The organism is Parvibaculum sp. (assembly GCF_030651915.1).
GTDB lineage: Bacteria > Pseudomonadota > Alphaproteobacteria > Parvibaculales > Parvibaculaceae > Parvibaculum.
Genome location: NZ_JAUSBV010000005.1, coordinates 556,649 through 573,838 on the forward strand (window position 1 = coordinate 556,649; position 17,190 = coordinate 573,838).

The 17,190-nt window shown below is 64.5% G+C and carries 17 protein-coding genes; 9 read left to right on the forward strand and 8 right to left on the reverse strand.

All coding sequences use genetic code 11. The features are described from left to right. Positions 1–164 precede the first annotated feature (164 nt). The 3 genes from Q7V31_RS07010 to Q7V31_RS07020 all read right to left on the reverse strand — a co-directional run bounded on the left by Q7V31_RS07010 (position 165) and on the right by Q7V31_RS07020 (position 5,079). On the reverse strand, positions 165–1,577 hold the full coding sequence (locus Q7V31_RS07010; RefSeq protein ID WP_304733313.1) for an FAD-binding oxidoreductase: 1,413 nt from the start codon (positions 1,575–1,577) through the stop codon (positions 165–167). 294 nt (positions 1,578–1,871) lie between these two features. Further along, the gene (locus tag Q7V31_RS07015; protein ID WP_304733314.1) at positions 1,872–3,245 is read right to left on the reverse strand and encodes a serine hydrolase; all 1,374 of its coding nucleotides are present in this window, start codon (positions 3,243–3,245) and stop codon (positions 1,872–1,874) included. Positions 3,246–3,738: 493 nt separating this feature from the next. Beyond that, positions 3,739–5,079 (reverse strand): hemolysin family protein, encoded by a 1,341-nt coding sequence (locus Q7V31_RS07020; protein WP_304733315.1) that lies wholly within the window; start codon positions 5,077–5,079, stop codon positions 3,739–3,741. A gap of 121 nt (positions 5,080–5,200) precedes the next feature. Between Q7V31_RS07020 and Q7V31_RS07025 the strand changes: the two genes are divergently transcribed. Further along, complete coding sequence (locus Q7V31_RS07025; protein WP_304733316.1) at positions 5,201–5,659, forward strand: GNAT family acetyltransferase; 459 nt, start codon at positions 5,201–5,203, stop codon at positions 5,657–5,659. A 326-nt stretch (positions 5,660–5,985) separates the two neighbouring features. On the opposite strand, the gene Q7V31_RS07030 is transcribed toward Q7V31_RS07025, so the two are convergent. Continuing rightward, entirely contained in the window at positions 5,986–6,615 is a 630-nt protein-coding gene (locus tag Q7V31_RS07030) for a hypothetical protein (protein WP_304733317.1), read from the reverse strand. Positions 6,616–7,064: 449 nt separating this feature from the next. Next, positions 7,065–7,796 (reverse strand): SOS response-associated peptidase, encoded by a 732-nt coding sequence (locus Q7V31_RS07035; protein ID WP_304733318.1) that lies wholly within the window; start codon positions 7,794–7,796, stop codon positions 7,065–7,067. Between the two features lie 136 nt (positions 7,797–7,932). Here Q7V31_RS07035 and Q7V31_RS07040 point away from each other — a divergent pair, with 136 nt between their 5' ends. From Q7V31_RS07040 to Q7V31_RS07060, 5 genes are all read left to right on the forward strand, one after another. Next, positions 7,933–8,415 (forward strand): Fur family transcriptional regulator, encoded by a 483-nt coding sequence (locus Q7V31_RS07040; protein ID WP_304733319.1) that lies wholly within the window; start codon positions 7,933–7,935, stop codon positions 8,413–8,415. A gap of 78 nt (positions 8,416–8,493) precedes the next feature. Continuing rightward, the gene (locus Q7V31_RS07045; protein ID WP_304733320.1) at positions 8,494–8,841 is read left to right on the forward strand and encodes a hypothetical protein; all 348 of its coding nucleotides are present in this window, start codon (positions 8,494–8,496) and stop codon (positions 8,839–8,841) included. Between the two features lie 66 nt (positions 8,842–8,907). Then, a complete protein-coding gene (locus tag Q7V31_RS07050) occupies positions 8,908–9,690 on the forward strand; it encodes an SDR family NAD(P)-dependent oxidoreductase (RefSeq protein WP_304733321.1) in 783 nt (260 codons plus the stop codon). A gap of 6 nt (positions 9,691–9,696) precedes the next feature. Beyond that, entirely contained in the window at positions 9,697–10,167 is a 471-nt protein-coding gene (locus tag Q7V31_RS07055) for a MarR family winged helix-turn-helix transcriptional regulator (protein WP_304733322.1), read from the forward strand. 196 nt (positions 10,168–10,363) lie between these two features. Next, a complete protein-coding gene (locus tag Q7V31_RS07060; protein ID WP_304733323.1) occupies positions 10,364–11,518 on the forward strand; it encodes an L-lactate dehydrogenase in 1,155 nt (384 codons plus the stop codon). Between the two features lie 6 nt (positions 11,519–11,524). On the opposite strand, the gene Q7V31_RS07065 is transcribed toward Q7V31_RS07060, so the two are convergent. After that, entirely contained in the window at positions 11,525–12,682 is a 1,158-nt protein-coding gene (locus tag Q7V31_RS07065; protein WP_304733324.1) for a PQQ-dependent sugar dehydrogenase, read from the reverse strand. 187 nt (positions 12,683–12,869) lie between these two features. Between Q7V31_RS07065 and Q7V31_RS07070 the strand changes: the two genes are divergently transcribed. From Q7V31_RS07070 to Q7V31_RS07080, 3 genes are all read left to right on the forward strand, one after another. Then, positions 12,870–13,835 carry a nitronate monooxygenase family protein gene (locus Q7V31_RS07070; protein ID WP_304733325.1) on the forward strand — a complete coding sequence of 322 codons (966 nt, stop codon included), beginning with the start codon at positions 12,870–12,872 and terminating at the stop codon, positions 13,833–13,835. Positions 13,836–13,936: 101 nt separating this feature from the next. Then, positions 13,937–14,341, forward strand: a complete 405-nt coding sequence (locus tag Q7V31_RS07075) for a TIGR02301 family protein (RefSeq protein ID WP_304733326.1) — start codon at positions 13,937–13,939, stop codon at positions 14,339–14,341. A gap of 211 nt (positions 14,342–14,552) precedes the next feature. Next, positions 14,553–14,849 (forward strand): hypothetical protein, encoded by a 297-nt coding sequence (locus Q7V31_RS07080; protein WP_304733327.1) that lies wholly within the window; start codon positions 14,553–14,555, stop codon positions 14,847–14,849. A gap of 70 nt (positions 14,850–14,919) precedes the next feature. On the opposite strand, the gene Q7V31_RS07085 is transcribed toward Q7V31_RS07080, so the two are convergent. After that, entirely contained in the window at positions 14,920–16,464 is a 1,545-nt protein-coding gene (locus Q7V31_RS07085) for an acetolactate synthase large subunit (protein ID WP_304733328.1), read from the reverse strand. Between the two features lie 40 nt (positions 16,465–16,504). Beyond that, on the reverse strand, positions 16,505–17,170 hold the full coding sequence (locus Q7V31_RS07090) for a LysE family translocator (RefSeq protein ID WP_304733329.1): 666 nt from the start codon (positions 17,168–17,170) through the stop codon (positions 16,505–16,507). Positions 17,171–17,190 lie beyond the last annotated feature (20 nt).

The window sequence follows — 17,190 nt, forward strand, 5'->3', positions numbered from 1 at the left end:
GCGCAGAGACGCAGAGAAGTGGAAGCAATCAGCATTCATTTATGTGCGGCGATGCCGGGTGTTGTTGGCGGCTTCGCCGCCGGAAGTGCCTTTCGCGCGAAGGCGCAATCAAACCTTCTCTGCGTCTCTGCGTCTCTGCGCCTCTGCGTGAACAAGCCCTTCCCTCACACCACCTTGCCAGGATTGAGGATGCCTTTGGGGTCGAGGGATTTTTTCAGGGTGCGCATCAGTTCGATTTCGACCGGCGATTTGGTTGCGGCGATTTCGTCGCGCTTCAACCGGCCGACGCCGTGTTCGGCGCTGATCGAACCGCCCATTTCGCGCACGAGCCCATGGACCAGCGCGTTCATTTCGTTCCAGCGGGCGAGGAAGGCCGGTTTGTCCGCGCCAAGGGGCTGGCTCAGATTGAAATGCACATTGCCGTCGCCGATGTGACCGAAGGCGACGGTGCGGACGCCCGGCATCGCCGCTTCGACGGCCGCCGTCGCCGTGGCGATGAAATCGCCCATGCGCGAGACCGGCACCGAGACATCGTGCTTGATGCTGCCGCCTTCGAGGCGCTGCACGTCGGAGAGCGTTTCGCGCAGGCGCCAGAAATCGGCGCGCTGTTTTTCGGAGCGCGCCAGCGCCGCGTCGGTGACGAGGCGCTGCTCGAGGCCTTCGGCCAGCACCGCCTCGAGCGTCGCATCAAGGCCGGCCGTGGCGCTGCCGGCGCTCAGTTCGATCAGCACGTACCAGGGTGAGGCGTCGGGCAGCGGATCGGCCGCGCCTTCGATATGCCGCGTCACGAATTCGAGGCCGATGCGCGGTACCAGCTCGAAGGCAGTGACCATGCCGCCCGACACATTGTCGGCGACGCGCAGCAGTTTCACCGCCGATGCGACATCGGGCACGGCGGCGAAAGCGGTGGCGATCGATTGCGGACGCGGGAAGAGTTTCAGTACCGCGCCGGTGACGATGCCGAGCGTGCCTTCGGAGCCGAGGAAGAGCTGCTTCAGGTCGTAGCCGGTGTTGTCCTTCCTGAGTCCGCGCATGCCGTCCCATATGTCGCCATTGGCCAGCACCACTTCGAGGCCGAGCACGAGATCGCGCGCATTGCCGTAGCGCAGCACCGCTGTGCCGCCGGCATTGGTCGAAAGATTGCCGCCGATCTGGCAGCTTCCTTCGGAGGCAAGGCTCAGCGGGAAGAGGCGGCCGGCTTCTTCGGCCGCGGCTTGCGCGGCGGCCAGCGTGACGCCGGCATCGAGGGCGAGCGTGTTGTTTTCGGCGTCGAGGGCGCGGATGCGGTTCATGCGCGACAGCGACAGCACCACTTCGTCGCCCGTCTCATGCGGGATCTGGCCGCCGACAAGGCCGGTATTTCCGCCCTGGGGGACGATGGCCGTTCCCGTCTCATGGGCGATTTTCAGGATTGCCGAAACTTCCTGCGTGGTGGCCGGCCGGAGCACCGCCGCCGCGCGGCCGACATACAACTCGCGGCGCTCGGCGAGATAGGGCGCCGCGTCGCCGTCCGCGACAACGCCCTTCGCGCCGACGACAGCTTGCATGCGGGCGAGTGTTTGGGGCGTGGGTTTCATTACGACGCTGCTTCAGATTGCCTGCATGCCCACCCCCTTACTTCAACGGAGGGCGGGCCGGTCCCGTCTTTTATCACCGTCAATGCCTGTGAGGCGAAGCAATCCGTTCTCTCAAGGTAGGAAAATATGCACGCAGAGGCGCAGAGACGCAGAGAAGTGGAAGCAATCAGCATTCATTTATGTGCGGCGATGCCGGGTATTGTTGGCGGCTTCGCCGCCGGAAGTGTCTTTCGCGCCGAAGGCGCCATCAAATCTTCTCTGCGTCTCTGCGCCTCTGCGTGAACAACTCCTACTTCACTCCGCCCGCCGATGCGCCCGGGCGCCTTGATGCAGCCAGCGGGCGCGGCCTTGGGCGTCGCTGCCGAGGAAGTGCCAGGTCTGCGGCAGCGTCATGCCGGGGGCGGTGCCGAGGAAGAGTTCGGCGTCGACCGCTTCGAGCGGCACGCGCTTCGGCCCGCCGGCGATTACCGCATAGTCGGGCGCGGGATGGCTCGTCGCGACCAGCCTGCCCTCCTCCACCGTCACTTCGATCGTTTCCATCGTGTTCGCATAGCGGCCTTCATAGCGTGCGGGATCGGCGCGGAAGGCCGGATCGACGGCGGGCAATTCGGGCGGCGCGATGCCGGCGGCTTCGGAAAACACCGCGCGGATCAGACTGTCGGCCATCGCCTTGCCGTTGCCGCCATTGGTCAGCAGGCAAAAGGCCGTGCCGCTGGCCGGGTGATAGCGCAGCCACGCCGCCTGGCCGATGGTCGATCCGTCATGGCCGAAGACTTCGTATGCGCCGTCGCCGTCCCAGTCCCACATGAAGGTCGCGAGGCCGATGGCGTCGATGTTCAGGTGGCGCGGGCAGACGGTGTTGACGGTTTGCATCGCGGCGACGCTTTCGGGCGCAAGCAGGCGCGTGCCGTCCGGTGCGGTGCCGCCGGCCATCAGCATGCGGGCGAAAGCGACGACGTCGCGCGCCTTGGCCATCGGCGTCGAGCCGACCGGCGCGTTCGACTGCGCCAGATAGGCGATCGGCGTCACGAAGAGTTTGCCGGGCTGGCCGAGATGACCGATCGCCGTTTGATAGCGCATCGCCTGTTCAGGCAGGGTCGAGAAAGCGGGCGTGCCCAGCGGCTTGGCGATGCGGGCGCGCACCGCCTTGTCCCAGATGCGGCCATCGGCCACCTCGATCATGCGACCGGCGGCGACAAAGCCGGTGTTGCAGTAGGAAAACATTTCGCCGGGCGCATGGACCTGGCCCAGCGCCGACATCATCGCCACGAATTTCTCGATGCGGTCCTCGCCGCGCCCGGCGTCGCGGAAATAATCGCCTTCGATGCCGCTGCGGTGCGAGAGCAGATCGCGAAGGGTCACTTCGGCCGTGACTGTCTCATCGGCGACGCGGAAACCCGGCAGCGTGGCGCGCACGGGCGCGTCGAGCGCGAGCTTGCCTTGCTCGACAAGCTGCAGGCAGAGCGTGGATGTGTAGAGCTTGGTGATCGAGCCGATCTGGAAGAGCGTTTCGGACGTGACCGGCACCTGCGTTTCGAGATTGCAGACACCGGTGGCGGCTTCGGCGAGCGCGCCGCCCGCCCACACCGCCAGCGACGCGCCGGGCACGCCGCATTGGCGCGTCAGCGTGTCGAGCGTTTCCTTCAGATGCGCGGGAGAGAGGGTCATGGGTGGTCTGGCTTTGCGTCTGCGGGGCGAATGGCGGGCCATCATATACATCTGTGCGGCGGCGGCGAAAGAGAGGGAAGGATTTTCACGCGGAGGCGCGGAGAAGAGAAGAATTGGTCACGCGAAGACGCGAAGGCGCGAAGGAAGAATTGTTCACGCAGAGGCGCAGAGACGCAGAGGTGCTGCGGGTGGCGCGGGCGTCGATTTCCCACCCGCCCCTGGGGGGCGGGTCGAAAAATTCGAAGAATTTTTCGGGGCGGGGGCGCTGAAGCGCGTCAGCGCATCCTCTATCGTTTTTTTATGCCGCCACTGCCGTGACCCCGCCCCGAAATTTGTTCGCTCACGCTCACAAATTGTCGACCCTCCCCCAAGGGGAGGGTGGAAGGAAAGGATCTGGCCGCCTGCTTGCAAGATGTGTGAATCTCGCGAGGCTTTCGCCGGGGTGACACTGAATTTGTGTCGACTCCCCAAGCCAGCGGCAGGGCTGAAGAAATCAATCCGCGCTTCTGGCCAGCGCGTTGCCGATGGGGAGGTTTTGCGCCGGGACGATCAGGACCTTGTCGATGCGGGGGCCGTCCATGTCGACGACTTCGAAGCGGTAGCCGTTCCAGCCGAAATAATCGCCTTCGCGCGGCAGGCGGCCGAACCAGTTGAACATCACGCCGGCCAGCGTGTTGACCTCGCCGCTTTCATCGCCGGGGAGCTTGGCGAGTTTCAGCAGGCGGCGCACTTCCTCGACCGAGACGACGCCGTCGATGATGTAGGAGCCGTCGTCGCGGATGGTGACGGCGGGGTTGCGGTCGACGGCGTGGTCGGAGAGGTCGCCGATCATGGCAAAGAAGACTTCCGACATGGTGAGTGTGCCGACGACATCGGCATATTCGTCGATGACGAAAGCCATGAACATGTTTTCGGACTGCAGAATGCTCAAGGCCTTCAAGACCGACGCGGTGCGCGGGATATAGAGCGGCGGCGACATGCGGGCCAGCAATTCATCGTTCGATTTCGGATCGAGGAAGAGTTCCTCGAGCCGGACCATGCCGATGAAGGGGCCGTTGGCGCCGCGGCGGACCGGATAGCGCATCTTCTGTTCGCGGCGGACCATGGCGAGGTTCGCTTCGACCGATTGTTCGGTGTCGAGCCAGACAAGCTGCAGGCGCGGCGTCATGATTTCGCTGATGCGGGTGTCGCCGAGGCGGAAGACGCGGTTGACGATGTCGCGCTCGACGCTTTCGATGGCGCCGGCGGCGGCGCCCTCCTCGATCAGATGCTTGATCTCGTCTTCGGTGACCTGCGGCACCTCAAGGCCGGTGATGCCGTAGAGCTTCAGCACCCATTCGGTCGAGTGGGAGAGAAAGGTGACGGCGGGCGCCAGCAGGCGGGCAAAGCCGCGCATCGGCCGGGCGACGGCCGAAGCGATGCCTTCGGGGTTCGATAGCGCGATGCGCTTGGGCACCAGCTCGCCGAGGATCAGCGTCAGATAGGTCAGCACGATGACGACGAAGCCGAAGGCGACGGGCTGGGCGTAGGGGCCGATCCACGGCCAATCGACCATGAAGGCCGAAACGGGCCCGGCCAGCACCGCGCCGCCAAAGGCGCCGGTGAAGACGCCGACCATGGTGATGCCGATCTGCACCGAGGAAAGGAAGCGGCCGGGCTCGGCCTGGAGCTTGAGCGCCGATTCAACCGGGGCGGTGGCGGCGCCCGTGCGCTTGCGCGCGGTCAGCAGCGCCTGCAGACGCTGACGCCGCGCCGAGACCAATGCCATTTCGGACATCGAGAAAAACCCGTTCACGAGGATCAGAACGAGCAGGATGACGATGTTCGAAAGCATGGGCTCCCCGGGGGCTGGAGGGAAAGTATAGAGGAGAGCGGGGGCGCGCGCGACGGGGTAGCGCGGAGGGCCGGAACGCGGCAGGATTGGCCGCTTTCTCAGGGGGACACGGAGAAGGCACATGCCTCACAGGGACAACGAATCAACGGCGGCGCGGGCGGCGCGGGACGGCGAGGCGCCGGCGCTGGCGGCGCTGTGGGAAGCTTGCGGGCTGACCCGGCCCTGGAACGACCCGGCCAGGGACTTTGCCTTTGCGCTGGCGGGGCCGGCATCGGAGGTGCTGGTGATCGAGCGGGAGGGGCGGATCGCGGCCAGCGTGATGGTCGGCCATGACGGGCACCGGGGCGCGGTCTATTACGTCGCGGTCGATCCGGCGCTCAGGGGACAGGGTCTGGGACGCGCGATCATGGCGGCGGCGGAGCACTGGCTTCGCGAACGCGGCGTCTGGAAACTCAACCTGATGGTGCGGACGGGGAACGAGGGCGCGACGGGGTTCTATGCGGCGCTTGGCTACGGGACGGATGCGGTCAGCGTGATGTCGAAGCGGCTGACGCCGGCGCCGCATGCAGTGGCGGATTGAAGGAAGGAAGGGATTCACGCGGAGGCGCGGAGAAGAGGAGAAGGCAGGAAGACGGGTTCACGCGAAGACGCGAAGGCGCTCCGGGGTGTCGTTGGAAAGCGTCTGACCTATCGAACAGTTGGTCAAAATGCCTGAGGCGAAAGCGCAAAAAAGAAGCCGCCCAAGAACCGCAGCCATTCTCAAAAGGAGCGGTTCATTGAGGCTGCGCGGGCTGCTGACGCCGATGAGACGGGCAAAACATTGGAATCTGCATTCAAAAAAATAGTCCCGCCCCAATAATCCGACCGCGAAAATTAATGGCCGTTTCCCCCCTAGAGAAAAGACGATTAACCGAAGTGCATGTTACCCGTGTGAATTTCATATGGTCGAATGCGTACCGTTATCACAAGGCGCACATCGTTCACATCTGGCTTGGCCGACACGAACTCTAGAAGTTGATCTGTTTCAACGGAAACTTTCGTGATTAGCCTGTCGTTCTCCAACAATACGAAAAACGGCGTTTCGTTCCTTTCAGCCGTGCGCGTTTCGTAGTCCTGATTGGCATCTGGGATCGTGAGGGCGTCCAGGAGCGTCTTGAGTCGCCCGTCAATATCGCCTTGGTGAACAATTCCGCCGGGCTTGTGTGGCCTCAAAAACAGCACGTCTACCGCACAAATTAGATCCAGTTCGCTCGTCACCAACGGCACAAACTGCCATCCAAAATGAGTATGTCGTTTGGCCAACATTTCCTTTTTGGTTAACGGCGGTGTGTACCCATCTTCTGCCCTGACGGTTATAACCGACGGACCACCGCCACCCCCCTTTTTCAAGGCCGGAACGACATCCCATAAGCGTTTCAATTGGGGGTGAAACGCACTTCGCAAATTGTGTTTGTGTTCCGAGCGCCTATCCTTGCCCACACGAGAATCATTGCCGGTAGAAAGCAGACAGCCCTGATAAGTCAGCCGGAATTCCATGTACGGCGCGTCCTCCACACGGTGATACGGATTATCATCAAAAACAGTCCGCCTTTCGCAAATATTTAACATACTAGCGCCCTCCCGCTCGGGTGGGTACGGGAAGTGTAATATTGGGAAAAAATTCTCACGCGAAGGCGCGAAGAAGGTTTGATGGCGCTTCCGCCTCCGCCAAGAGCTTCCGCCTTCGCCAAAGGCTTCGGCGGACAGGCCTGCGGACAAGACGGCGGACATGTCGCGCCGGGAAAATGTGGTTGTCCAATCCCTTTTTCCACACTCGTCATTGCGAGCGAAGCGAAGCAACCCAGAAGCCGCGAGCACTGAATTTGCCGCTTCTGGGTTGCTTCGCGTTCGGCGCTCGAAAAGGTCCACCGGACCTTTTCGTTTGCTGACGCAAAACGCGCCTCACCCTCGCAATGACGCGTCAGGGGTTGTGCTGCAACCCTCCCTCAGAACAAGCCTAGCTGTTTCGTGTCGGGCTGCTTTTTCGGGCGGGCGGGTTTTTCGGGGTCGGGTTCGATCGTGGCCGGCTCGAGCAACGAGGGATCGTCGTTGGCGACGCGGTTGATCCGTGTGCTGACGGGGGTGGCGTCGAGGAGGTCGTCGGGTGCGGGGCGCAGCAGGGCCTGGGCTTCCTTCAGCGGCGTCGCCGGGTCGAGCCAGGCGTCCCAATCCTTCTCGTCGAGGATCACCGGCATGCGGTGATGGATGGGGGCGAGCGTTGCATTGGCTTCGCAGGTGACGACGGCGCAACTATCGATTTCGCTGCCTTCGGCGGTTGCCCAGGTTTCCCAGAGGGCGGCCATGGCGAAGGGGGCGCGGTCCCTGCGGCGGATGACATAGGGCTGTTTGACGCCCTTCCCCTCCGCCTTCCATTCATAGAAGCCGTCGGCCGGCATCAGGGCGCGGCGGTGGCGGAAGGCGGCGCGGAAAGAGGGTTTCTCCGCGATGGTTTCGGCGCGGGCGTTGATCAGCAGCGACGCCGGCACTTCCTTCGCCCATGAAGGGATCAGGCCCCAGCGGACCAGCAGGAAATGCCGCTGCGCGCCGTCGCGGAAGACGATGGGCACCGGCTGGGTCGGCGCGATGTTGTGGCGCGGCGGGAAATTCGGCTGCTCGCCGAAGCCGAAAAGCTCGCGCATCACGTCGGGGGGCGCGGTGATGGTGTAGCGTCCGCACATGTCCCCTGTTTAATCCGAGTCGGGCGGGCGACAGATTTTTTTCTGGAGCGCGTTCGGACGCAAAACCGGCGTCCACTTTTGCTGAACGCGCTCTTGTTGTTATGTTGTACCATCCGCATCAACCAGTGGAGACGGCATGACAGCGCGCGCGGCGGCTCACGCCCATACATCGCATAATCACCGGGCCTGCATCGACGATGCGCTGGCGACGGCGCGGGAGCTGTGCGCCACGCGGGGCGTGCAGCTGACGCCGTTGCGCGAAAAGGTGCTGCATATCGTCTGGCGCAGCCACAAGCCGATGGGGGCTTACGAGGTGCTGGACGAGCTGGCGCGCAGCCACAAGGCGGCGCGGCCGCCGACCGTCTACCGGGCGCTCGACTTCCTGATGGCCGAGGGGCTGATCCACAAGATCGAATCGCTGAACGCCTATCTCGGCTGCATCGAGGCCGGCGCGCCCCATTCGGGGCAATTCCTGATCTGCCAGAAATGCGGGGCGACTGAGGAAATCGTCGATCCGAAGCTCGAAACGGCGCTGGAAGCGGCGGCGCGCCGCGCCCATTTCCAGCCCGTGCGCAAGGTGGTCGAGATCAGCGGCCTATGCGCCCGCTGCGGAAAATGAGCCCGCGTTGAAGCTTTGCCGCCTTCGTCTAAACTCGCGGCCTCATCTGCCCCTCGTTCCAGGAGCTCGTCTGCCATCATGACCCGCCGGACCCTTTCGACCGCTGCGCTTGCCGCCCTCCTTGCGGCGCTGGCGGCACCGCCGGCGCTGGCGCAATCGGCCAAGTTTGAGCCCGGTACGCGTTCGGGGCCCTTCGTCGCCACCGACAAGTCGCTGACCGACCTGCTGGCCGACGAATACGAGATCCGCGGCAATCTCGGCACGGCGCTGATCCTGCAGAAGGGCGCCTCGGTTTATTCCTGCCAGATTCCGCCCGATCCCGAGCAACTCGATTTCAAGCCCTATTTCGTCTGCGCCGAACTCGACGAGGAACCGCGCGCGGCCAAACCCAAAGAGCCGGCGCTCAAACCCCGATCGGGTAATTGACCGGCGCGGCTCCTGCCATTGCCATCCGCATCGTCAAAACCAGAAACCAGATCAGGGAGAAACCCCATGGCCTACAAACCCTTCGACCTCTCGGGCAAGGTCGCGCTCATCACCGGCGGCAATGGCGGCATCGGCCTCGGCATGGCCGATGCGCTGGCGCAATCGGGCGCCGATATCGCGATCTGGGGCACCAATGAGGACAAGAACAAGCGCGCCGCCGAGCAGCTGCGCGCGCATGGCGTGAAGGTCTATGCGCGGAAAGTCGACGTGTCGGACGAGAAACAGGTGGTCGACGGGATCGGCGCGACGGTGAAGGATCTCGGCCGGATCGATGCGGTGTTTGCCAATGCCGGTGTCGGCTTCGGCGCGCCGTCCTTTATCGGCATGACGACCGAGACCTATCGCAAGACGCTGGCGGTCAATCTCGACGGCGTGTTCTTCACGCTGCGCGAGAGCGCGCGGCACATGGTCGACCGCGCCAAGTCGGGCGATGCCGGCGGCTCGCTGGTCGGAATCGCGAGCCTTGCGGCCATCGAAGGCGCGGCGCGCAACGAGGCCTATGCGGCGACCAAGGGCGGCGTCATTTCGATGATCAAGAGCATCGCGGTCGAACATGCGCGTTACGGGATGCGGGCGAACGCCATTCTGCCGGGCTGGATCGCCACCGACATGACCGCGCAGGCGCAAGCCGCGCCCGCCTTTGCCGAAAAGGTCATTCCGCGCGTGCCGGCACGGCGCTGGGGCGAGCCGGAAGATTTCGGCGGCGTGGCGGTTTACCTGACCTCGGATGCGTCGTCCTATCATTCGGGTGATACTTTCGTTGTGGACGGCGGCTACGCGATTTTCTGAGGACAGATGACGAACAAGCGGAACGGCACCACGGAAGAGATCGACCGGCGGCTTATTCTTATGGCGCGCACGGTGGTGGTGCTGTTCCGCCAGTTCGAACAGATCGCGCGGGAAATGGAGATCACCATCCCGCAATACCGTTTCCTGCTGTTCCTGAAGCGCGGGCCGAAGCGGGCCGGCGAGCTGGCGGTGGAAGCGGCGATCCGCAAGCCGACCGCGTCGGGCCTGATCGCCGATATGGAGAAGCGCGGGCTGATCGCGCGGGCGCCCGACAAGGATGACGGGCGCAGCGTGCGGCTGACGCTGACCAAGAAGGGCCTCACCAAGCATCGCGAATTCGAAGAGGCGCTGGCGCGCTATCTGCCGTCGCTGCTGGATGAGGGCGACGCCGACGCCATGCTCGATGCGTTTTCGGAGCTTGCCTATATCATCGACAGCAAACGTGAAGGCGCGGGGCCGCTGGAGGTGGAGGATTGAGATGTGCCTGTGGCACCCCCTCACCCTTCCCAACGCAGCGTTGCTGCGTTGGGCCCCTTCCCTCTCCCCGATGGGGAGAGGGAGATTAAGGTGTCGACACTTCTATCCCTCTCCCCATCGGGGAGAGGGAGGGAGCCGTCGTCAGACGGCGGAAGGGTGAGGGGGCGCGCGGAAATGCAGAGGGGGAGATGAACCAATGAGCCTCGATCTCAATCCGGTTTCGGTGTCGGACTACCGGGAACTGGCAAGGCGGCGGCTGCCGACGCAGCTCTTCGACTATATCGATGGCGGCTCCTATGCCGAGGCGACGCTTGGCGACAATGTGGCGGCGTTTCAGCGGCTGAAGCTGCGGCAGCGGGTGCTGCGCGACGTTTCGAGCATCGACACCGGCACCGAGATTTTCGGCACGCGCTGGAAAATTCCGGCGGCGCTGGGGCCGGTCGGTTTTGCCGGCATGTATGCACGGCGCGGCGAAGTGCAGGCGGCGAAGGCGGCCGAAAGTTTCGGTGTGCCGTTCACGCTGTCGACGGTGGGCATCTGTTCGATCGAGGAAGTGGCCGCGGCGACGACGCAGCCTTTCTGGTTTCAATTGTATGTGATCAAGGATCGCGGCTATGCGCGGTCGCTGATGCAACGCGCGCATGAAGCGGGCTGTCCGGTGCTGGTGTTCACGGTCGATCTGGCGGTGCTGGGGGCGCGCTACCGCGACACGCGCAACGGCATGAACACCGCGATGTCGCTCGGCAAGCGGCTGAAGGTTGCCGCCGATTTCGCGCGGCGGCCGGGCTGGATCCGCGATGTGGCGCTGGGCGGAAAGCCGCTCGATTTCGGCAATTTGCGCGAAGCGGTGCCGGATGCGAAGGGCTTCGGCGAATTCGGCATGTGGGTCGCCCAGAACCTCGATCCGGCGATGACCTGGAAAGACCTCGAATGGGTGCGCGCCAACTGGCCGGGCAAGATCGTCATCAAGGGGGTGATGGACCCGGAGGATGCGCGGATCGCGATGAAGGAAGTGGCGCCGGAGGGGATCGTCGTTTCCAATCATGGCGGGCGGCAGCTCGACGGCACGCCGGCGACGCTCGACGCGCTGCCGGCGATCCGCGAAGCGGTGGGCGATGCCACGACGCTGTTCGTCGATGGCGGCATCCGCAGCGGGCTCGACGTGGTGAAGGCGGTGGCGCAGGGGGCCGATGCCTGCCTGCTGGGCCGCGCCTGGGCCTTTGCGCTGGCGGCGCGCGGCGAGGCCGGCGTCAAGGCGATGCTCGGGACGATGCGCAGCGAAATGAATGTCGCGATGGCGCTGACCGGGCACACGAAAGTTTCGGAGATCGGGCGGGCGACGATTGCGTGAGGGGCCCTACTCCGCCCTGGTGATGCGGATCAGTTCGCCGTTGGCGGCATCGGTGAGGAGGTAGAGGGCACCGTCGGGGCCGGCGCGGACGTCGCGGATGCGCTTGCCCATGGCGGCCAGCAGCACTTCCTCGCCCGCGACCTTGTCGCCGTCGAGCGTCAGGCGGTAGAGGCCGGGGCGGGCCAGGCCGCCGACGAAGAGATTGCCTTGCCATCCGGGAATCTCATCCGATGTATAGAAGGCCATGCCGGAGACGCCGATCGAGGGCGTCCAGTGATGGATCGGGTCTTCGATGCCGGGCGCCGATTTCTCACCCGCGCCGACGGGCGAGAAGTCGTAGTTGACGCCGTGAGAGACCAGCGGCCAGCCGTAATTCTTGCCGGCTTCGGCGATGTTCAGTTCGTCGCCACCGCGCGGCCCGTGTTCGTTGGTCCAGAGCATGCCGGTTTCGGGATGAAGTGCGGCGCCCTGCTGGTTGCGGTGGCCGTATGACCAGATTTCGGGCTGTGCGCCGTCCTGGTTGACGAAGGGATTGTCCTCCGGCACCGAACCGTCGGGCATGATGCGCACCACCTTGCCGAGATGCGAGGCGAGGTCCTGCGCCTCCTCGCGCATGCCGACGCGCGAGCGCTCGCCCAGCGCGATGAAGAGATGACCGTCCTTGTCGAAGACCAGGCGCGAACCGAAATGGAGATGGCTGTCCTTTTTCGGCTGCTGGCGGAAGATCACCTCGACATCCTTCAGCTGGAAGGTGCTGTCGCCTTCGAGGCGGCCGCGGGCGACCGCGGTGCCGTTGAGGCGTCCTTCGCCGGCTTCGGCATAGCTCAGATAGACGAGGCGGTTTGCTTCGAAGTCCGGATCGAGTGCGACATCGAGCAGACCGCCCTGCCCGCGCGCCACGACTTCGGGCACGCCATAGATGGCGTCGGAAATGTTGCCGTCGGGCGTCACCACACGCAGCAGGCCCCGGCGCTCGCTGACCAGCATGCGGCCGTCGGGCAGGAAGGCGAGGCCCCAGGGATGGTGGAGGCCCGCGGCGAGTGTTTCGACATGGATTGTCGCCTTTTCGGTTTCCCAGCTCTTGCCGGCGGCCAGGGCGGGGCTCGCCAGAAGGGCGGCGGCGAGCATTGCGGGGAGGCGTGTGGCGGCGCGGCGGTCGGTCATGGGTCACCCGGGATATGGAAAGGTCAGCGCCGAGCCTCGCCGCCGGAGGGGACGAAAATGTGGCAGGGCGCCAATTGGCGGATTGACAGCGGCGGAGGCGCGGGTTTTAGTTAGGTATCCGAACTAAATAACCGGGCCGCCGACGCACCTTCCGTTTCCTGGCGGCCGCGCCACAGGGAGAGACCCCATGTCCATCCGTACGCCGCTTTGCGACCTTCTCGGCATCAAATATCCGATCATGCTGGCCGGCATGGGCGGGGTTTCCTATGCCGAACTTGTCGCCGCCGTTTCGAATGCCGGCGGCTTCGGCACGCTGGGGATGGCCGGGCGACAGCCGGAGCAGATCCGCGAAGAGATGAAGAAGGTCAAGGACCTGACCGACAAGCCGTTCGGCGTCGACCTTCTGGCGGCGGTGCCGGAATCGCTGGAACGCACCGCCGACATCATGATCGAGGAAGGCGCCACCGCCTTCATTTCCGGTCTCGGCGTGCCGACCAACATTCTCGAAAAGCTGCATGGCGCGGGCATGAAGGTGATGAATGTCTGCGGCACGGTCAAACATGCGGTGGCCGGCGAAAAGGCCGGTCTCGACGGCGTGATCGCGCAAGGCACCGAAGGCGGCGGCCATACGGGCAAGGTTGCCGGTATGGCGCTGATCCCGCAGATCGTCGATGCGGTGAAGAGCATTCCGGTGATCGCGGCCGGTTCGATCATCGACGGGCGCGGGCTGGCGGCGGCGCTGGCCTTCGGCGCGCAGGGCGTTTGGATGGGCACGCGCTTCATCGCAGCGAAGGAAAGCCATGCGGGCGACATGTACCGGCAGGTGATTGTGGACGCGAAGGACACCGACACGATCGTCACGCGCTGCTATTCGGGCAAGACGATGCGCGTCTTCAACAATCCCTACGTGCAGGACTGGGAGAGCCGTCCGGCCGAGATCCAGCCCTTCCCGCAACAGGCGATCCTGTCGCATCAGAACAATGTGATGGGCGGCATTGGCGGGCAGATCGAAGGGCTTGAGCGCGACCGCTCCTGCTTTGCGATGGGCCAGGGTGCCGGCGGCATTCACGAGGTGCTGAGCGCGGCCGAAATCGTCGAGAAGACGATGGCGGAAGCGGAGGCCGTGCTCGAGCGGCTGAAGAAATACGCCTGAGCAAACGCCCTGTTTTTCAGGCCCGCTTCCTGCAGCGAATCCGGCGGACCCGCCCGAAAGGCGGGGCCAGGCGCTAATTCCGGCGCGGAACGGGACGTTGCATGTCCAGATTTGGGACAAATCCGACGGCTGAATGGAAGTGCCGGGCCGGCGCGGTGCTGATGGCTGCGCTGTTGGCGCTGCCGCCCCTGCCCGCCGCCGCGCAGACCGTGCCGGCCGAAATGTTCCGGCTGGCCGAGGTGCTGGGCGCCGTTCACCATCTGCGGACCGTTTGCGGTACCCGCGAGGGGCAGCTCTGGCGCAACAAGATGATCGAGATGCTGGGCGCGGTCGGCCCGGGCGACGAAGACCGGCAGAAGCTGATCGCGCGCTTCAATGAGGCCTTTCACAGCACGCGCAGCCGCCATGCGGCCTGCTCGCGCGGCGCGGCGGCACAATCGGACAAGCTGTTCGAGGAAGGGCAGCGCATCGCCCGGGAACTGGCCGTCAAAGGCTATGGCCGGTAGGCCGCCAGCCGCCGCAGACGACAAATCCGGCAACGCGGCAACAGGTCCCGTTGCTAGGCAGGCGTTTCATTCCGCCAGCCATTGTTAACCTGTCTTTCACGAATGGGGAGACATTCGGCGCGGGTGTGTTACAAATGCCCCCGTGTATTCCAACCACGTGAGGCCTGTTTCCGGCGGCAAAAAGCCCCGAAAACAGCCGGATCGAGGACATATGGCCGAAGATTTTCCTGGCGACGCGACCTTCCGTTCTCTCGATGAAGACGGACACGACGTTTCGCCGCTTTCCGAAACCGAGCAGCGCCGGGTCGCGCTCCAGAACATTCTGGACGCGTGGGACGAGGCGCTGGGCGAAGGCGTCGACGCCGATATTCTGGCGACGACGGCGATATTCGCCGCGCTCTCCGACATGGTCGAAGCCTATGGCGAGGAAGCCGTGGCCGACATGGCCGACGGTCTCTCCGACCGTGTGCGGCAAGGCGAATTCACGCTCAACCGGACGATGAATTGAATTATCGCGATGGCGATACGAAAAGGCGGGCCCGAAAGCCCGCCTTTTTTATTGCCGGGCCAATGCCGCCTTACAGCATCACTTCAATCAGGCGCGGGCCCTTCTGCTTCATTGCCGACGCAAAGGCCTCGGCAAATTCCTCCGCCGTTTCGACGCGGACGGATTCCACGCCCATGCCCTGCCCCAGTTGCACCCAGTTCAGTTCCGGATTGTGCAGATCGAGCATCGAGAGCGCCTTCGGTCCCGGATTTTCGGCGCCGACGCGCATCAGCTCGATGTTGAGGATCGCATAGGAGCGGTTGGCGAAAATCACATTGGTCACATCGAGTTTCTCGCGCGCCTGTGTCCAGAGTGCCTGCAGCGTGTACATCGCGCCGCCGTCGCCATGGAGACAAACAACCTTGCGATCGGGACAGGCAACCGCGGCGCCGGTGGCGAGCGGCAGGCCCTGACCGATGGCGCCGCCGGTCAGCGAGAGATGATCGTGCGGCGCAGCGGTTGCCGTCGCGATCGCCGAACCGATGCCCGAGGTTGCCGCTTCGTCGGAGACGATCGCATTGTCGGGCATGTAGTGCGCGATAATGGCGCCGGCCGTGAACTGATCGAGATTGCCTTTTGGCAGATCGGGCTTCTGGAGCGGCGCGACATTGGCCGGGTCCTTCGGCGCACCGATGGCGGAGGCGACCGCTTCAAGCGCGGCGACGCCGTCTTCATGCGGATGCGCCAGATAGAGAATGTCGGCGCTGTCCGGCGTGCACCAGCTCGGCTTGCCCGGATAGGCGAAGAAGGAGACCGGCGGCTTCGAGCCGACGAGAATCAATTGCTCGACGTTCGCCAGCGTCTCGACCATCTGTTCGGCAAAATAGGGAATGCGCTCGATGACGACGCGGCCCGCACCGCGCTGGAGGCGCGGTGTGAAGGTGTCGCACATGATACGCGCGCCGGACGCGGCGGCGATGCGACCGGCGGCGACGAGGCCCTGTTCCTTCAACGCCGCACCGCGCACGAGAATTGCTGTCTTCTTGCCGTTCTTCAGCGCCTTCGCGGCGGCATCGACGGCGGCGGACGAGACCGTGGCCGGCGCCGTCTGGGGCAGCTTCGGCGCGGGATGTTCGGCGTCGAGCCAGGCGGTGTCGGCGGGCAGGATCAGCGTCGCGATCTGACCGGGCGGCTGCATGGCGGCGTGGACGGCGCGGGCGCCATCGGCGGCGACCGTTTTCGGACTGGTGGACGAATGCACCCAGCCGGAGACGGGGCGCGCAAAGCCGACAATGTCGGAGGCCAGCGGCGCGTCATATTGCGCGTGATAGGTGGCATGGTCGCCGACAATGTTGACGATCGGCGTCGAGGCGCGGCGCGCATTGTGGAGATTGGCCAGGCCATTGGCGAGGCCCGGTCCGAGATGCAGGAGCGTGGCGGCCGGCTTCTCGGCCATGCGGCCGTAACCGTCGGCCATGCCGGTGACCGCGCCTTCGAAGAGACCCAGGATCGCGCGCATGCCGTCGACCTTGTCGAGCGCGGCAACGAAGTGCATTTCCGAGGTGCCGGGATTGGAGAAACAGACCTCGACGCCCGATCCCACCAGCGTTCGCACCAGACTTTCCGCACCGTTCATTTGCACTCTCCCTGTATTCGTTTTCCTGCAATCTAGACCATCAGAAGAGATGCGTCACCGCCACGCGGATCAGCACCACGGCGCCAAAGACAACGATCAGCCCGCCCGAGACGCGATTGACCAGCGCGAGCAAGCGGTCGGTCATGCGGTGACGGAACAGGCTGACGAAACCCGAGACACTGGCCCACCAGAGCAGCGAGCCGACGGCAACGGCAACGACGACCGTCGCCGCATGGACATAGTCGTCGCCCGCCGAAGCAAGACCCGCAACGCCGCCAAAAATGGCGAGAAAGCCCAGCATGGTCGCCGGGTTGGTGACCGTCAGCACGAAGGTCGTGGCAAAGACCTTCGCCGTTGCCGCCGCCATGGCCGCCGAGACGTTCGCATTCTCGTTCTCATTGGAGCCTACAGCCGCATGCGGACGCGCAAACCATGTGCGCAAGCCGAGGCCGAGGAGAAAGCAACCGCCGACGATCTGCAGCAGGGTTTCAATCCGGAAAACAAAATCGATCGCCTGGGTGATGCCGAATGCCGCGATGACGGCAAACAATGCGTCGCCGGCCGCCGCCCCGCAACCGGACAGGAAACCATTGATCTGGCCGTAGCGCAGCGTGCGGCGAATGACGATCAGATTGACCGGTCCGATGGGCGCGGCGACCGCCAGTCCGATCGCCACGCCATTTACCACCAGACCGAGATCGATCATTCCAGGTTCCGTTCTCGTTG

Bases quoted from the DNA above. Each gene is read 5' to 3' on its own strand.
- Q7V31_RS07065 (WP_304733324.1), bottom strand. From the start codon at position 12,682: ATGACCGACCGCCGCGCCGCCACACGCCTCCCCGCAATGCTCGCCGCC.
- Q7V31_RS07020 (WP_304733315.1), bottom strand. From the start codon at position 5,079: ATGCTTTCGAACATCGTCATCCTGCTCGTTCTGATCCTCGTGAACGGG.
- Q7V31_RS07025 (WP_304733316.1), top strand. From the start codon at position 5,201: ATGCCTCACAGGGACAACGAATCAACGGCGGCGCGGGCGGCGCGGGAC.
- Q7V31_RS07010 (WP_304733313.1), bottom strand. From the start codon at position 1,577: ATGAAACCCACGCCCCAAACACTCGCCCGCATGCAAGCTGTCGTCGGC.
- Q7V31_RS07085 (WP_304733328.1), bottom strand. From the start codon at position 16,464: ATGAACGGTGCGGAAAGTCTGGTGCGAACGCTGGTGGGATCGGGCGTC.
- Q7V31_RS07015 (WP_304733314.1), bottom strand. From the start codon at position 3,245: ATGACCCTCTCTCCCGCGCATCTGAAGGAAACGCTCGACACGCTGACG.
- Q7V31_RS07055 (WP_304733322.1), top strand. From the start codon at position 9,697: ATGACGAACAAGCGGAACGGCACCACGGAAGAGATCGACCGGCGGCTT.
- Q7V31_RS07080 (WP_304733327.1), top strand. From the start codon at position 14,553: ATGGCCGAAGATTTTCCTGGCGACGCGACCTTCCGTTCTCTCGATGAA.
- Q7V31_RS07035 (WP_304733318.1), bottom strand. From the start codon at position 7,796: ATGTGCGGACGCTACACCATCACCGCGCCCCCCGACGTGATGCGCGAG.
- Q7V31_RS07075 (WP_304733326.1), top strand. From the start codon at position 13,937: ATGTCCAGATTTGGGACAAATCCGACGGCTGAATGGAAGTGCCGGGCC.
- Q7V31_RS07050 (WP_304733321.1), top strand. From the start codon at position 8,908: ATGGCCTACAAACCCTTCGACCTCTCGGGCAAGGTCGCGCTCATCACC.
- Q7V31_RS07070 (WP_304733325.1), top strand. From the start codon at position 12,870: ATGTCCATCCGTACGCCGCTTTGCGACCTTCTCGGCATCAAATATCCG.
- Q7V31_RS07090 (WP_304733329.1), bottom strand. From the start codon at position 17,170: ATGATCGATCTCGGTCTGGTGGTAAATGGCGTGGCGATCGGACTGGCG.
- Q7V31_RS07030 (WP_304733317.1), bottom strand. From the start codon at position 6,615: ATGGAATTCCGGCTGACTTATCAGGGCTGTCTGCTTTCTACCGGCAAT.
- Q7V31_RS07045 (WP_304733320.1), top strand. From the start codon at position 8,494: ATGACCCGCCGGACCCTTTCGACCGCTGCGCTTGCCGCCCTCCTTGCG.
- Q7V31_RS07040 (WP_304733319.1), top strand. From the start codon at position 7,933: ATGACAGCGCGCGCGGCGGCTCACGCCCATACATCGCATAATCACCGG.
- Q7V31_RS07060 (WP_304733323.1), top strand. From the start codon at position 10,364: ATGAGCCTCGATCTCAATCCGGTTTCGGTGTCGGACTACCGGGAACTG.